Below are 14,635 nucleotides of genomic sequence, written 5' to 3' on the forward strand. Positions count from 1 at the left end.
GTGCGCGATACTGGGATTGAACCAGTGACCCCTACCGTGTCAAGGTAGTGCTCTCCCGCTGAGCTAATCGCGCGGGGAGGTCGCCCGGTCGAAACCGGTCGTACCTCTTGGAGGTGGAGACGGGATTTGAACCCGTGTAGACGGCTTTGCAGGCCGTTGCCTCGCCTCTCGGCCACTCCACCAGGCAACACTCGAAGAACGATCTTACACTGTTCTCCATCGAGCGGACGACGAGATTCGAACTCGCGACCCTCACCTTGGCAAGGTGATGCTCTACCAACTGAGCCACGTCCGCCTGTCTCCCGGGGGCTTCACCGGTTTTCCCGGCTGCGCTCCCTGGCGACGTGTTGAACTCTAGCGGATTCCCGGGCCAGCTAAAAATCCGTTCCCGCAGCGTGCCGCGGGGGTGCCCCCGGGGCGCCGTCCCGTCCACCGTCGCGCGGCGCCCGCGCCCCCACCTGCGGCGCACCCGATCGTCAGCCGCGGGCCACCCGGCGCACACCCGCGTGACGCCCGCACCTGCTCACGCCCTCTTCGGCGGCCCGACCCCCGTTCGCGCCCCCGACCTACACTTCAGGCACCGCAGCCCAGCCACCCCGCGCAGGAGAACCGTGTCCGGCCACCCCGTCCCCCACAGCCCGCTCGCCCGCTTCGGCGGCCGCCTCGCCACCGGGCTGCGCGACGTCACCTCGGACCCGGCCGCGCTCGACTCCGCCGGCTTCTGGGCCGTCGCTCACGACTTCGAGGGCCGGCTCACCTGCGCCCGGTTCGACGACGTCCGCCCCGCCCCCGCGCCCCCGTCCGGCGCCGGCTGGCTCGGCCCGGCCGCCGGCAGCTGGCACAGCTCGCTGGACCGCGCCGCCTACGAGGCGGGCGTCCGCCGCATCCGCGACCACATCGCGGCCGGCGAGGTCTACCAGGCCAACCTCTGCCGGGTCCTGTCCGCACCGCTGCCCGACCCGGCCCGGACCGACGTCGACGCCCTCACCGGTCTGCTCGCGCACGGCAACCCCGCCCCCTACGCGGGCACGATCCGGCTGCCCGGGCACGGCGTCGAGATCGCGACCGCCTCGCCCGAGCTCTACCTGCGCCGCGACGGCCGCACCGTCTCCTCGGGCCCGATCAAGGGCACCGGCCGCACCGAGGCCGATCTGCTGGAGAAGGACCACGCCGAGAACGTGATGATCGTCGACCTGGTCCGCAACGACCTCGGCCGGGTCTGCGGGACCGGCACCGTCACCGTTCCCGACCTCTGCGTCGTCGAGAAGCACCCCGGCCTGGTCCACCTGGTCTCCACCGTCCAGGGCACCCTGCGCGCGGACGCCGGCTGGCCGGAGCTCCTCGACGCGACCTTCCCGCCCGGCTCCGTCACCGGCGCCCCCAAGTCCAGCGCGCTGCGGATCATCGAGGCCCTGGAGACCGCCCCGCGCGGCCCCTACTGCGGTGCCGTCGGCTGGGTCGACGCCGACCGCGGCGAGGGCGAACTCGCCGTCGGCATCCGCACGTTCTGGATCGACCGGACCGACCCCGGCGCACCCGTCCTGCGCTTCGGCACCGGCGCGGGCATCACCTGGGGCTCCGACCCGGCGCGCGAGTGGGCGGAAACCGAACTGAAGGCCGCCCGCCTGGTCGCGATAGCGTCGGGCACCGTCACCGACTGAAGCGGGACGAACACCCCGGGCGGCCATCGACCCGGGCCCACCGCACCACACGACCGTCCTGAGGAGCAGCCTCGATGCAGCACCCCACCAAGAGCTGGGTCAACGGCTCACTCGTCGACTCCGCCGACGCCGCCCTGTCCGTCCTCGACCACGGCCTCACCACGGGCGACGGGGTCTTCGAGACGATGAAGGCCGTCGACGGCCGGGCCTTCGCCGTCACCCGCCACCTCGACCGGCTCACCCGCTCCGCCCGCGGCCTCGGCCTGCCCGACCCCGACCACGACCTGGTCCGCGAGGCCTGCGCCCAGGTCCTGGCCGCCAATCCGATGCCGCTCGGCCGCCTGCGCCTCACCTACACCGGCGGCCTCTCCCCGCTCGGCTCCGAGCGCGGCAACGAGACCCCCACCCTGGTCGTCTCCCTCGGCAGGGCCGCCCACCGCCCCGACACCACCGCCGCCGCCACCGTCCCGTGGCGCCGCAACGAGCACAGCGCCGTCGCCGGCCTCAAGACCACCTCGTACGCCGAGAACGTCGTCGCGCTCGCCGCCGCCCACCGCGTCGACGCCTCCGAGGCACTGCTCGCCAACACCGCCGGACTGCTCTGCGAGGGCACCGGCTCCAACGTCTTCGTCGTCCTCGGCGGCCGCCTGCTGACCCCCACCCTCGCCTCCGGCTGCCTGGCCGGCATCACCCGGCAACTCGTCATCGACTGGTGCGGTGCCGAGGAGACGGACCTGCCGCTGGGCGTGCTCCGGGAGGCCGACGAGATCTTCCTGACCTCCACCCTGCGCGACGTCCAGGCCGTCACCCGGGTCGACGACCGCGAGCTCGGCGGTCCGGGCCCCGTCACCGCCAAGGCGATGGCCGTCTTCACCGAGCGCAGCGGCGACGATCTCGACCCCTGATCCCCACAGCGCGAGCCCCGGACTCCTCGTGGGCCCCCGGCGGATAGAACACCCGGACGGCGGGGAAGGGAGCACGACATGACCACCACGCTGCGCCCCGAGGGGCCGGAGTCACCCGCCGCAGGCGGCCGCACCAGACGCTGGCAGATCTGCGCCAACGGCCGCCCGGTCGGCGCACTGCGTACCACGGCCGTTTCGCGCGGCAGCCAACTCTGGGGTGAGATATCGGAGTTGGAGGTCCACGAGGGGCACGGCCGGGGGCGCGGCACCTTCGGCGCGCTGGCCGCGGAGGAGGTGCTCCGCGGCTGGGGCTGCACCAGGGTCGACGCCGACATCCCCGAGGCAGCGCCGGTCGCCCGCGCCCTCGCCGTCACCCTCGGCTACACCGAGCGGATGCGGAACATGGCCAAGCGCCTCGCCGCCCCGCCCGCACTGCCGGTCGGCGTCGCCGCGCGCCGGATCGACGCCGAGGACTTCCCCGGGTGGCTCGCCGCCGCCAAGGAGGGCTATCTGTCCGACCTGGTCTCCTCCGGCCTCGGGGCGGAGCAGGCCCGTGCGAAGTCGGACGCCGACCACCTGTCCCTGCTGCCACAGGGCGCGGACAGCCCCGGGGTGGCCCTGCGCCGGCTGTACGCGGCCGGGCCGGACCCGCTGGGCTCGCTCTGGCTGGCCCTGCGGGTCCGGGACCTGCCCGACGGCGCCCCGCTCGCCTGGGTGATGGTGGTCGAGGTGGCCGAGGCCCATCGGGGCGCCGGCCACGGCCGCTCGCTGATGCTGCTCGCCGAACGCGAATGCCTGGCCGCCGGAGTGCGCGACCTCGGGCTCAACGTGTTCGCCGGAAACGGGGTCGCGATCCGGCTCTACGAGTCGCTCGGCTACCGGATCACCAACCGGGTCTACGGCAAGCCGCTGATCTGACCGACCGTCAGGAGGCCTTCGCCGCCTCGACGGCGGCGACGATCCGGGCCCGCAGGCCGTCCTGGCTCTGCCCGCCGTCCAGTCGCTGCCCACCGACCACGTACGTCGGGGTGCCCTGCACCCCGATCGCCTTCCCCTCGGCCTGGTCGGCGTCCACGATCAGCGTGTGCCGGCCGTCGACCAGCGCGGTGTCGACCTCCTCGGCGTCCACTCCCACCGCGCGGGCGACCTCCAACAGCACCTCCTCGCCGCGAGCGGCCAGGTCGTCGACCCGCTCCAGCAGCGCCTCCACGTACGGCCACCCCAGGCCCTGGGCGAACGCCTCCTCGGCGGCCTGCGCCGCGGCGTACGCGTGCTTGTGCTTCTCCAGCGGGAAGTGCCGCAGCTCGACGACGAGCGCGTCACCGTACTGCTCGCGCAGCGCCCGTACGTCGTCCAGGGCCGTACGGCAGTCCGGGCACTGGAGCTCGCACCAGAACTCAACACGGGGGAGGGAACCTTCGATCATGCTCCCAGTGTTCCACTAGTGGGCACCGCGCCGTCCCGGCGGTGTGCCCGGGCGCCGGCCGGAAGCGACGGGAGGTCCGATCCGATGACCAGGACTACTGGACGTGACGGAGGGCGGCCGTGCTGACGGCGGCGGTCTCCTTCGTGCTCACCGCCGGCGGCGTGGCCGTCGCGGGCCTGCGCGCCTATCGTCGGCGCTTCCTCTCCGCGACCCGCTGGTTCGCCGTGGCACTGGTGCCGGCCGGGCTCTATCTGACCGGCCTGTTCCCGGTGGCGCGCACGATCGGCAGTGAGTTCGCCGACTGGGCGACGAAGCTGGTGTTCGACCCCCGGGTGTGGACGGGCATCGTGCTGCTCGCGGTCTCGGCCGCCCTGCTGCTCGCCACCCGCTGGGTGGGCCGCCGGCGCGCCGTGGACGGCGCCGGGTCCGGCCCGGCCGCCGCCGCGCCCGCGCCGGGGCGGGCCTCCGTCACCGGTGCGCCGCCCGCGCCGGGGGTCGCCGCCCCGAAGGCGGCCACTCCCGAGAGCGCCGCGCCCAAGCGCGCTGCCCCGAAGGCGGGGAAGCGCGACGACGGCCTGGGCGACTTCGAGGACATCGAGGAGATCCTGCGCCGCCGCGGCATCTGAGCGCGGCGCCACGGCGCCCGGGGAGACAGGGCGCGGCGGAGGGCTCAGGCGGAGGGCACGGCCTCCGCCGAGCGCTGGCGCGCCCGGTAGGCGGCGACGTGCAGCCGGTTGCCGCAGGTCCGGCTGTCGCAGTAGCGCCGTGAACGGTTGCGCGAGAGATCCACGAAGACCCGGGCGCAGTCCGGCGCCTCGCAGCGGCGCAGCCGCTCGCGCTCGCCCGCCATCAGGATGAACGCCAGCGCCATGCCCAGCTCGGCCGCCAGGTGGTCGCCCAGGGCGGCGTGCGGGGCGAAGTAGTGGATGTGCCAGCCGTGGTGGTCGTGGTTGGTCAGCCGCGGCGTGGTGCCGGCGGCCGCGACCAGCGCGTTGACCAGCTCGGCGGCCTCCGCCGTGGACTCGGTGCCGAACACCTCCCGCAGCCGGGTGCGCAGCTCGTGCACCTTGCGCAGGTCGTCCTCGGTCAGCGAGTCGATCTCGCTGATCTCCTGGCGGATCACGAAGGCGTCCAGCGCGGCCACGTCGGGCAGCAGCTCGCTGCCGCACACCTCGGGCGCGGTGTTGAGCAGCTCGACGAGGATGCTCAGCGCGCACTCGGTGTCATGGGTGATCAGCACGTGGGGGCTCCTCACGCGGAGGGGGCCGTCGGCACCCCGCGTCTACGGTCAGTCTCAGACCTTACCGGGCCCCGCAGCGGCGGGCCGCCGCTTCTTTCGAAGGGGTGTACGGATCGCGCCAGTGGTGCGGGCCGGTCGTGGCGCGGGTCCGCGCGCGGTCGGACCGGGGCGCCGTCGGGCGCCCCGCAAACCAGTGGCGCCCGGCAGCGAGGCCGGCCACCCGTTCGGATGGCCGGCTCCGGTGCCGGGCGCCTGCGGTGCTCAGGCCCGCCCCGGTGGGGGCGAACCGTTTCACCGGCCCCGAGACCGCGTCGTGCGCGGCTGAGTCGTGCTGCCGTGCCCCCGAGTAGGACGGCTGCGGTGACGGCAGGGGGTTACGGCCCTGCCGGCGGCAGGGCGTGACCGCCTCCGGTCGGGGTCAGCTTTCGGCGAGGATGTGGGACAGCTCCCGGTCGAGGTCGAAGTGACGATGTTCGGTGCCGGGCGGCACGGCGGCGTCCGTCCGCTTGAGAAACGACTCAAGCGCTCGGGCCGGGGCCTCCAGCAGGGCTTCTCCTTCCGGAGAGCTCAGCGCGATGCAGACCACCCCTTGCCCGTGGCTGCGCGACGGCCAGACCCGGACGTCGCCGGTACCGGTGGGTCGGTGCAGCCCCTCCGCAAGGAGATCTCGGGCGAACACCCACTCCACGGTCTCGTCGGCGCCGGTGTGGAACGTGGCGTGCACGGCATAGGGGTCGGCGGTGTCGTAGCGCAGGCCCGCGGGGACGGGCAGTGAGGACTCGCTGGACACGATGAGGCGCAGGTGCAGCTCGCAGCTGACCGTGGTGTTCATAAGCGCCATGGCCTTTCGCTCAGTGTGCGCTCGGGGAATCGCACGTCGGCGAACGGACCATCCCACCTCCACGACCGATGTAAACCCCTCTGTCCCGATTCGGGGCCGAGTCGTACCCCTTACGGCGCATTGCGGAATCGGCACGGAGTGCCCGGCGGGGCATTACCGGGCCACTTCTCGGTTAGTTTCCTGGCATGACTGTGCGAAGCGACAAGGCGCGCGGGAACGCGGGCGGGAACACGAGAACGGGTGATGCGGTCGTGCCGGACGACTCGGGGGTACAGACGCCGGACGGGGGCGAGGGCGAGGAGGCGGGGGGCGCGGACGGCGGCCGGCCGCTGGGCTCGCGCGCACCGCACTTCATCCGGCGGTCCAGGACGCTGCACCTCAGCTGGCAGGTGGCCGTCTTCCTGGTCGGCCTGGCGGTGGTGGTGGCCGGCGTGATCATGCTGCCGCTGCCCGGCCCCGGCTGGGTGGTCATCTTCCTGGGCATGGGCATCTGGGCGACCGAGTTCGTCTGGGCCCAGCTGGCCCTGCGCTGGACCCGCCGCAAGGTGTCCGAGGCGGCCCAGAAGGCGATGGACCCGAGGGTCCGCCGCCGCAACATCACCCTCACCGCGATCGGCCTGGCGGTGATCGCCGGGATCGGCGGCTGGTACCTCTGGAAGTACGGGCTCACCATGCCCTGGAAGATCGGCGAGCACTGACCCGGGCGGCGGCAACCGGTGGCGGCCCGTTCGGGTGACGGGCCGGGGCGGGGAGCCCGGGGCGGGGGTGTTCGGAGCACCCCGGGAGATGCGGTAATGTTTTCCCTGCACCCGGGCGATTAGCTCAGCGGGAGAGCACTTCGTTCACACCGAAGGGGTCACTGGTTCGATCCCAGTATCGCCCACCGGAATGCATTGTGATATGTGAGGCCCAGTCGATTATCGGCTGGGCCTCACATGTATTTCCGGAATCCCGGCGAACTGCTGCCGGAGAATCGGACTGAGGCGCAGTCATCTTCCGCGCGGAGCGCGAGTTCTGCGGATGCGTCGGCCGCCCCGACGGGTGCGAGTTGTACGACACCCCCCGAATGGTGCTACTGTTCTTCTCGTTGCCCGGGCGATTAGCTCAGCGGGAGAGCACTTCGTTCACACCGAAGGGGTCACTGGTTCGATCCCAGTATCGCCCACCGGACAGCATGCAGGCCCTGATCGGGAGACCGATCGGGGCCTGCCGCGTTCGTGCACCGAGCAGACGATCGACCGCGGCCACCGGCCGTGCCGGTCGCTACGCCGCGACCTCGCAGCTGTGCTCCGCCGACAACCGCCGCCCGCATCCGCAGCGGGCCGGGCGCAACGGCCAGGAGAAGTCCACCCGCTCCGGCGTCCCCGAACGGTCGAACCAGTTCTGCAGCCCCCGGGCCTGCGCCGCGTGCCAGACCGCCTGCCGCAGGTGCAGCTCGGCGGCCGACAATCCGCCCAGCGCCGCCGGGTGGCGCACGCCGATCGTGCGGACCAGCCCCAGCGCCGCCGTCGCGTCGGCCGCGGCGTCGTGGGCCCCGGTCAACTCCACCCCGTAGTGCGCGCACAGGTCGGTCAGCGTGCGCCGGCCCTTGCGGTAGCGGTCCACGTGCTTGTCCAGCACCCGGGGGTCGAGCACCAGCAGCCCGTCCGGGCCCAGCGCGTCCGCCAGCGCCGTGGCCCGGTGGCGGCGCAGCTCCCGGTCCAGCAGCGTCAGGTCGTACGGCGCGTTCATCACCACCACCGGACGCCCGGCGCGGGCCTGCTCGGCGAGGGCGCGGGCGATCTCCGCCACCACCGCCGGGGCCGGGCGGCCGTGCGCGCGCACCCGCTCGTCGCCGATGCCGTGGATCGCGCGGGCGCCGTCGGGTATCGGCACGCCCGGATCGGCCAGCCACGAGGTGGTCTGCGGGGCCGCGCCAGGGCTGAGCTGGACGACCAGGGCGGCGGACACGATCCGGTCGGTCTCGACGTCCACGCCGGTGGTCTCGGTGTCGAAGGAGGCAAGCGGGCCGGTGTACCAGTGCTGCTGCATGACTGCCCCTCAGGTCCTGCGTTCCGCCCGGTTGATACCCGCCCCTGACGCCCGTTCAACCGTTTGGCGGTGTCCGGGCCGGGCACCCTGCGGTCAGATGCCCTGTTCGAATCCGGACGGGCCCGGGGCCGGGGAGGCTACGGGGCGATGACGCTGACAGAGCCGCAGCCCGACGAGGCGGCCGTCCTGCGCGGCGATCTGGCCGTGACGGCCTGCATGGAGACCCTCCAGGTCGGCTATCTGCACGCGGTGGTGGCGGCGGCCGGCTGCTCGCTGTCCCAGCCCTTCCCCGACAACGGCATCGACTGGCAGGTCAGCCACGGCTCGCGCGCCCACGAGGTGGACGACGAGGTCACCATCAAGATCCAGCTGAAGGCCACCCAGCAGATCGCGCCCGATCCGCGCGGCCCCTTCTTCAGCTTCACCCTGGACAACGACCACCTGCGCAAGCTCGCACGGGCGCGGGTCGCGGTGCCCAGGATCCTGGTGGTGATGCTGCTGCCGCGCCGGGTCGACCGCTGGCTGTCGGCCGGGCCGGACGCGCTGGAGCTGCGGCACTGCTGCTACTGGGTCAACCTGGCCGGCCACCCGGTCACCGGGCAGCGGCGGACCAACGTCCGGGTGCCCACCGCGACGGTCTTCGACGACCGGGCACTGTGCGACATCATGGCGCGGGTCGGTGCGGGCGGCAGCCCGTGACGGCCCGGCCCCGGCGGGGAGGAGCAGGACCATGACGCTGCCACGCGGGCCGCAGGAGGCCTCCCGGGCGCTGCCCGATCCGGCGGCCGTCGACCCGGCGGTGCTCGCCACCCTGCTCGCCCGGTACGGCTGGGTCCGGCGCGGTGGCCCCTCGGCCCGGTACGGTCGCTGGACGCCCCCGGACGACACCGATCCCGGGACCAGCCTGCTGGTCCCGGCCGGGGAGGGCTTCGACGACGCCGTCGAGCTGCTCGCCGACGCCGTCACCGCGCTGTCGCGCTCGCGCAGCCCCTCCGCCCGCTCGATCCTGCTCGCCCTGGCCGTGCCGGGGGACGAGCTGCAGTGGCGGCGCGAGCTGCCGGGCCCGGCCGGCACCACGCCCTGGGACGGCGCCGAGCGGCTCCAGCAGGCGGCGCGGGCGATGCTCGCGGCCGGGGCCAAGGCAGGGCGGACCAGGGCCGCCTACTTCGGCGCCCGGCTGGACACCTGGGCCGGGGACTTCCTGGAGCAGGTGCTGGTGGTCGGCGGCGGCCCGGTGACGGACGGCGGCGCCGGGCTCACCGCGTACAGCCCGGCGCCCGAGGGGCGGGCGGTGGTCACCACCCTGGTCCGGGCGCTGGAGGCGTTGCGGGACGCCGTGGACTACCGGCGGGTCAGCGGCGGCCCGGAGGCCTTCGAGAACGCGGTGCAGGCCGGCGTCAGCCGGGAGCTCGTGCAGTCCGTCGAGGAACTGGTGCGCGGCGCGACGGCGGCGCAGCTGACCGTCGCCTGGTCGGCCGCCGCCGGTCCGCCCGGCGGTTTCGGCGACCGGCGGATCGCCCTGGAGTTCTCGCCCGGGGACCTCCCCGCGCTGGAGGAGGCCGCCGCCCTGCTGGAACGGATCGAACCGGCGGTCGCGGTCACCGTGGTCGGCCTGGTCGTCCGCCTCAAGCGCGCGGACCCGGCCGGACCGGGCACCGTCCGGCTGAAGGTGCTCGCCGGCGCGGAGGTCAGCGAGGTGCGGGTGCGCCTCGGCGACCCGGCGTACCGGGTCGCCGTCGAGGCCCACCTGGCGGGTGCCCCGGTGCGGGTCAGCGGCCGGTTGGAGCGGCGCGGCGGCTTCCGGCGGCTCACCCACCCGGGAGCCCTGGAACCGTGCGGCCTGGAGGAGGCCGAGCGGGAGCGGCTGCTGAAGACGCTGGGAGAAGGGGGACAGGGGGCGTAGGTGCACGGCGGGGCCGGTGCTCTCGGTACCATCGTCACGCGCAGCGCAGTGTTGCGTCCTATGAATCCAGCACGTCAGGAGAGACCGGTGACGGACGTCCGGGTAATCATCAACCGCGAACCCGATCGGGAAGAGCGCGTGGTGACCACGGGCACTACGGCCGCCGAGCTCTTCGCCGACGACCGCTCGATCATCGCCGCCCGCGTCGAGGGCCGGCTCAAGGACCTCGCGTACGCGGTCCAGGACGGCGACGAGGTCGAGCCGGTCGCGATCGGCAGCAAGGACGGCCTGGACATCCTGCGCCACTCCACCGCGCACGTCATGGCGCAGGCCGTGCAGCAGCTCTTCCCCGAGGCCAAGCTCGGCATCGGCCCGCCGGTCAAGGACGGCTTCTACTACGACTTCGACGTCGAGAAGCCGTTCCACCCCGATGACCTCAAGGCCATCGAGAAGAAGATGCAGGAGATCATCAAGCGGGGCCAGAAGTTCTCCCGCCGGGTGGTCACCGACGAGGCCGCGACCGAGGAGCTGGCCGCCGAGCCGTACAAGCTGGAGCTGATCGGCCTCAAGGGCTCCGCCGCCACCGCCGGCGAGGGCGCCGACGTCGAGGTCGGCGCGGGCGAGCTGACCATCTACGACAACCTGGACGCCAAGACCGGCGAGCACTGCTGGGGCGACCTCTGCCGCGGCCCGCACCTGCCGTCCACCCGGTACATCCCGGCGTTCAAGCTGATGCGCAACGCGGCCGCCTACTGGCGCGGCAGCGAGAAGAACCCGATGCTGCAGCGCATCTACGGCACCGCCTGGCCGACCAAGGACGAGCTCAAGGCTCACCTCGACTTCCTGACCGAGGCCGAGAAGCGCGACCACCGCAAGCTCGGCAACGAGCTCGACCTCTTCTCCATCCCCGAGGAGATCGGCTCCGGCCTCGCCGTCTTCCACCCCAAGGGCGGCATCATCCGCCGCGCGATGGAGGACTACTCGCGCAAGCGGCACGAGGAGGAGGGGTACGAGTTCGTCTACACCCCGCACGCCACCAAGGGGAAGCTCTTCGAGAAGAGCGGCCACCTCGACTGGTACGCCGACGGTATGTACCCGCCCATGCAGCTCGACGAGGGCGTGGACTACTACCTCAAGCCCATGAACTGCCCGATGCACAACCTGATCTTCGACGCGCGCGGCCGCTCCTACCGTGAACTGCCGCTGCGCCTCTTCGAGTTCGGGACGGTGTACCGGTACGAGAAGTCCGGTGTGGTGCACGGTCTGACCCGGGCCCGCGGCTTCACCCAGGACGACGCGCACATCTACTGCACCCGTGAGCAGATGGCGGAGGAGCTCGACTCCACGCTGACCTTCGTGCTCAACCTGCTGCGCGACTACGGTCTGACCGACTTCTACCTGGAGCTCTCCACCAAGGATCCGGTCAAGTACGTCGGATCGGACGAGGCCTGGGAGGAGGCCACCGCGGTGCTCGCGAGCGTGGCCGAGAAGCAGGGCCTGCCGCTGGTCCCGGACCCGGGTGGCGCGGCCTTCTACGGCCCGAAGATCTCGGTCCAGGCGCGGGACGCCATCGGCCGGACCTGGCAGATGAGCACCATTCAGCTCGATTTCAACCTGCCTGCCCGTTTCGATCTTGAGTACACGGCGGCGGACGGCTCGCGCCAGCAGCCGGTCATGATCCACCGGGCGCTGTTCGGCAGCATCGAGCGGTTCTTCGCGGTGCTGCTGGAGCACTACGCCGGCGCCATGCCGCCGTGGCTGGCCCCGGTCACCGTCACCGGCATCCCGATCACCGACGAGCACGTGCCGTACCTGCTGGAGGTCGCGGCCGAGCTGAAGAAGCGCGGGATCCGGGTCGAGGTGGACACCTCGGACGACCGGATGCAGAAGAAGATCCGCAACGCACAGAAGAGTAAGACCCCGTTCATGCTGATCGCCGGCAACGACGACGTCGAGGCGGGCGCGGTGTCCTTCCGCTACCGCAACGGTGAGCAGAAGAACGGTGTGCCGCTTGCCGAGGCGATCGCCGAGATCGTGGACGCCGTGGAGCGCCGCATCCAGGTGTGACGTCGGCCCCGCGTGAGCGGGGGTCGCGGGGCAGTCTCCTCAGGGAGTCTGCCCCGCACTGCTTTGCAAGCCACGCCGTGCGAATATGCTGATCAGCATGACGACTGAGCCGGAACTGCAGCGGGGCGTCGGCGAGCCGGACGGCTTCCGCCGCCTGTGGACCCCCCATCGGATGGCCTACATCCAGGGCGAGAACAAGCCCACCGGCCCGGCTCCGGACGACGGTTGTCCGTTCTGCTCGATCCCGTCGCTCAGCGACGAGGACGGGCTGGTCGTCGCGCGGGGGAGCGCCGTGTTCGCGGTGCTCAACCTGTACCCGTACAACGGCGGGCACCTGATGGTGGTCCCGTACCGGCACGTCGCGGACTACACCGAGCTGGACGAGGCGGAGACGGCCGAGCTGGCGGTGTTCACCAAGAAGGCGATGGCGGCGCTGCGCGCGGCCTCGGGGGCGCACGGGTTCAACATCGGGATGAACCAGGGTGCCGCGGCCGGTGCCGGGATCGCCGCGCACCTGCACCAGCACGTGGTGCCGCGCTGGGGCGGGGACACCAACTTCATGCCGGTGGTCGGTCACACCAAGGTGCTGCCGCAGCTGCTGGCGGACACCCGCAAGATGCTGGCCGAGGGCTGGCCGCAGGGCTGAGCCGGGCGGAACGCGGAGGGGCCCCACCGGGGGAATCCGGTGGGGCCCCTTTCCGTTCTGGCGCTCAGCCCGCGTCGTACTGGTCGACCTTGTAGGGCCGGGTGCCCTGCGCCTCGGACTTGATGATCGAGGCGCGGTTCTTGAAGAAGCGCTCGGTGTCGAGGTCGTGCTCCTCCAGGAACTCCAGCACGGCCGCGTGGACGGCGGTGAGCACGGGGGTGGCCGCGTTGAGCGCGTTGTCGGTCATCGACCGGGTGTTCCAGGGGGGCGAGGCCCAGACGTGCCGCAGACCGAAGGGCTCGGGCAGGCCGAGACCGCCACCGAGCCAGGCGAGCAGGCCGGGGCTGCGGTAGAGGGGTGCGCGGACGGCCTGCCGGACCACCTCGTCGTTGTCGATCAGGGGGAGCTTGACCGTCCGTTCCTCCCAGAACTTCAGGCTCTTCGGGACGGACTTCTCCTTGTCCTTGGGCTTGTCGGAGAAGACGCCGTTGACCGGGCCGAGCGCGTAGCCCGCCACACTGACGTTCAGGGTGTGCGCGAGCAGGACGACGGTGACGGTGAAGGTGAGGACCAGCTTGCCGTCGTGCGTCACGAACTGGGTGGCCAGGTAGTGCCGCGGTCCGCCGGGGAAGGTCTGCTTGTCGGCGATGCTCTGGACGGCGAACTCGCGCATCCGGTCGCCGTCCATGTCGGCGTTGTCGGGCCGGCCGATCTCGTCGGCGCCCTCGCCGACCTCGTAGACCACCCACTGCTTGACGGCGACGTTGGGGATGCCGCTGTTGGCGACCTCGCTGATGCCGAGGCCCTTGAGGTGGCCGGCGATCTTGCGAACGAGGTCCCAGGGGTGGAACGCGCGGAAGTCGGCGTGGCCCTCCGCGGGGCGCAGGGCGTCGACCATCTTCCACTCGCCCCAGCGCCGCCCGGCGCCGAGGATGCCCTTCGGACCGGCGTAGTGCTGGATGTTGGTCTCCTGCTCGCCCTCCAGGCGGCCGAGCTTGGCGCGCAGGTCGGCGGCCTTCTTGTCCAGGTCGTCGCGGGGGACGGCCCGGGGGACGGTGGCGGCGACGGCGTTGCCCTCGACGAGGTCCAGCCAGCGGGTGCGCAGGTCGACGGCGGACGCGACCACGATGCGCCTGGCGAGGTACCAGCCGACGACCGGTGCGAGCATCACGATGCGCAGGTAGAGGCCCAACAGGCCGCCGGCGGGGGGCTTGACGGCGAGGAGCACGGCGACGGCGGCGGCCGCGCCGAGCACCAGGGCGCCGAAGAACGCGGCGTTCTTGGGGTTGTCCCGCTTGAGCCAGGCGCGCAGCTGGAATGCCCCGAGCCAGAGCAGGGTGCCGGGCAGGAACAGCAGGCCGGTGACGACGGTGACGGTGGTGAGCCTGCGGTCGCGGGCGGCGCGCAGGTCCTCGGCGGCCAGGCAGTGTTCGACGATCTGACGGGTGTCGATGCCGAAGGACGGGACGAGCGGCTTGCGGTCGCCGCCGAGCGTACGGCCGACGACGGCGCGGCTGAACGCCTCGCCGAGGTTGGGGCGGAAGAGGGCGAAGCGCCCCTTCTTCGCCGTGGCGTGGGTGACCGTCTCGACGAACTTGCCGACCTCGCCGTCGCGGTAGGCGGCCGAGGAGAGCGCCTGGGTGACGGCGGTCTGCGGGCCGGTGTCGGTCCGGGGTATCTGCGCACCCGGGGTCATGTCGAGTGTCGTCACGGTGGCGTCCCCTCCTCCCCTTGTCAGCGGCAGGTTACCGTGCCGCGGTACCGGCGCGCGGATGATCGTCTGAAGTGCCGTCACGTTCGGGCCACCGCGGGCCTGTGGGGCATGATGCCCACCTTTCGGTGGTGCGACGCCCCCGTGCGGGGGGTGGGCGGGCGCAATGGTGCACGATGGGCGCATGGGCCGTACGGAAGGAGC

14 protein-coding genes and 5 tRNA genes are annotated in these 14,635 nt (G+C 72.5%); 11 read left to right on the plus strand and 8 right to left on the minus strand.

The annotated features are described in order from the left end of the window. Position 1: 1 nt before the first annotated feature. The 3 genes from ACFVYI_RS20275 to ACFVYI_RS20285 all read right to left on the minus strand — a co-directional run bounded on the left by ACFVYI_RS20275 (position 2) and on the right by ACFVYI_RS20285 (position 295). A tRNA-Val gene (locus ACFVYI_RS20275) sits at positions 2 to 73 on the minus strand. A 35-nt stretch (positions 74 to 108) separates the two neighbouring features. Beyond that, positions 109 to 182, minus strand: a tRNA-Cys gene (locus ACFVYI_RS20280). A gap of 40 nt (positions 183 to 222) precedes the next feature. Beyond that, a tRNA-Gly gene (locus ACFVYI_RS20285) sits at positions 223 to 295 on the minus strand. Positions 296 to 611: 316 nt separating this feature from the next. Here ACFVYI_RS20285 and ACFVYI_RS20290 point away from each other — a divergent pair. The 3 genes from ACFVYI_RS20290 (at position 612) to ACFVYI_RS20300 (ending at position 3,484) form a co-directional block, all read left to right on the plus strand. Beyond that, complete coding sequence (locus ACFVYI_RS20290) at positions 612 to 1,661, plus strand: chorismate-binding protein (RefSeq protein ID WP_387887375.1); 1,050 nt, start codon at positions 612 to 614, stop codon at positions 1,659 to 1,661. A gap of 74 nt (positions 1,662 to 1,735) precedes the next feature. After that, a complete protein-coding gene (locus ACFVYI_RS20295) occupies positions 1,736 to 2,566 on the plus strand; it encodes an aminotransferase class IV (protein ID WP_387887378.1) in 831 nt (276 codons plus the stop codon). A gap of 78 nt (positions 2,567 to 2,644) precedes the next feature. Beyond that, positions 2,645 to 3,484 (plus strand): GNAT family N-acetyltransferase, encoded by an 840-nt coding sequence (locus ACFVYI_RS20300; protein ID WP_387887381.1) that lies wholly within the window; start codon positions 2,645 to 2,647, stop codon positions 3,482 to 3,484. 7 nt (positions 3,485 to 3,491) lie between these two features. On the opposite strand, the gene ACFVYI_RS20305 is transcribed toward ACFVYI_RS20300, so the two are convergent. Further along, entirely contained in the window at positions 3,492 to 3,992 is a 501-nt protein-coding gene (locus ACFVYI_RS20305) for a DsbA family protein (RefSeq protein WP_387887383.1), read from the minus strand. 119 nt (positions 3,993 to 4,111) lie between these two features. Here ACFVYI_RS20305 and ACFVYI_RS20310 point away from each other — a divergent pair, with 119 nt between their 5' ends. Next, on the plus strand, positions 4,112 to 4,618 hold the full coding sequence (locus ACFVYI_RS20310) for a hypothetical protein (protein ID WP_387887385.1): 507 nt from the start codon (positions 4,112 to 4,114) through the stop codon (positions 4,616 to 4,618). Between the two features lie 44 nt (positions 4,619 to 4,662). Here the strand turns inward: ACFVYI_RS20310 and ACFVYI_RS20315 are convergent, their stop codons facing one another. Then, the gene (locus ACFVYI_RS20315) at positions 4,663 to 5,232 is read right to left on the minus strand and encodes a CGNR zinc finger domain-containing protein (RefSeq protein WP_387887388.1); all 570 of its coding nucleotides are present in this window, start codon (positions 5,230 to 5,232) and stop codon (positions 4,663 to 4,665) included. 418 nt (positions 5,233 to 5,650) lie between these two features. Next, complete coding sequence (locus ACFVYI_RS20320) at positions 5,651 to 6,064, minus strand: SsgA family sporulation/cell division regulator (RefSeq protein ID WP_030056266.1); 414 nt, start codon at positions 6,062 to 6,064, stop codon at positions 5,651 to 5,653. 194 nt (positions 6,065 to 6,258) lie between these two features. Between ACFVYI_RS20320 and ACFVYI_RS20325 the strand changes: the two genes are divergently transcribed. The 3 genes from ACFVYI_RS20325 (at position 6,259) to ACFVYI_RS20335 (ending at position 7,238) form a co-directional block, all read left to right on the plus strand. Then, on the plus strand, positions 6,259 to 6,771 hold the full coding sequence (locus ACFVYI_RS20325; RefSeq protein WP_387887391.1) for a TIGR02611 family protein: 513 nt from the start codon (positions 6,259 to 6,261) through the stop codon (positions 6,769 to 6,771). 113 nt (positions 6,772 to 6,884) lie between these two features. After that, positions 6,885 to 6,956 (plus strand) — tRNA-Val (locus ACFVYI_RS20330). Positions 6,957 to 7,166: 210 nt separating this feature from the next. Next, positions 7,167 to 7,238, plus strand: a tRNA-Val gene (locus ACFVYI_RS20335). Between the two features lie 98 nt (positions 7,239 to 7,336). Here the strand turns inward: ACFVYI_RS20335 and ACFVYI_RS20340 are convergent. Next, positions 7,337 to 8,104 (minus strand): 3'-5' exonuclease, encoded by a 768-nt coding sequence (locus ACFVYI_RS20340; RefSeq protein ID WP_387887393.1) that lies wholly within the window; start codon positions 8,102 to 8,104, stop codon positions 7,337 to 7,339. 147 nt (positions 8,105 to 8,251) lie between these two features. On the opposite strand from ACFVYI_RS20340, the gene ACFVYI_RS20345 reads away from it, so the two are divergent. The 4 genes from ACFVYI_RS20345 (at position 8,252) to ACFVYI_RS20360 (ending at position 12,720) form a co-directional block, all read left to right on the plus strand. Beyond that, entirely contained in the window at positions 8,252 to 8,803 is a 552-nt protein-coding gene (locus ACFVYI_RS20345; RefSeq protein WP_387887396.1) for a DUF4365 domain-containing protein, read from the plus strand. A gap of 31 nt (positions 8,804 to 8,834) precedes the next feature. Continuing rightward, positions 8,835 to 10,007 carry a hypothetical protein gene (locus ACFVYI_RS20350; protein WP_387887399.1) on the plus strand — a complete coding sequence of 391 codons (1,173 nt, stop codon included), beginning with the start codon at positions 8,835 to 8,837 and terminating at the stop codon, positions 10,005 to 10,007. Between the two features lie 87 nt (positions 10,008 to 10,094). Beyond that, the gene (thrS, locus tag ACFVYI_RS20355; protein ID WP_387887402.1) at positions 10,095 to 12,074 is read left to right on the plus strand and encodes a threonine--tRNA ligase; all 1,980 of its coding nucleotides are present in this window, start codon (positions 10,095 to 10,097) and stop codon (positions 12,072 to 12,074) included. Between the two features lie 85 nt (positions 12,075 to 12,159). Further along, positions 12,160 to 12,720 carry an HIT family protein gene (locus tag ACFVYI_RS20360; RefSeq protein ID WP_387887403.1) on the plus strand — a complete coding sequence of 187 codons (561 nt, stop codon included), beginning with the start codon at positions 12,160 to 12,162 and terminating at the stop codon, positions 12,718 to 12,720. A gap of 64 nt (positions 12,721 to 12,784) precedes the next feature. Here the strand turns inward: ACFVYI_RS20360 and ACFVYI_RS20365 are convergent, their stop codons facing one another. Next, positions 12,785 to 14,431, minus strand: coding sequence for a hypothetical protein (locus ACFVYI_RS20365; protein ID WP_387887405.1), 1,647 nt, complete (start codon positions 14,429 to 14,431; stop codon positions 12,785 to 12,787). Positions 14,432 to 14,635 lie beyond the last annotated feature (204 nt).

Origin of the sequence: Kitasatospora sp. NPDC058218, assembly GCF_042882445.1 — a bacterium.
In the GTDB taxonomy this organism is placed as follows: domain Bacteria; phylum Actinomycetota; class Actinomycetes; order Streptomycetales; family Streptomycetaceae; genus Kitasatospora.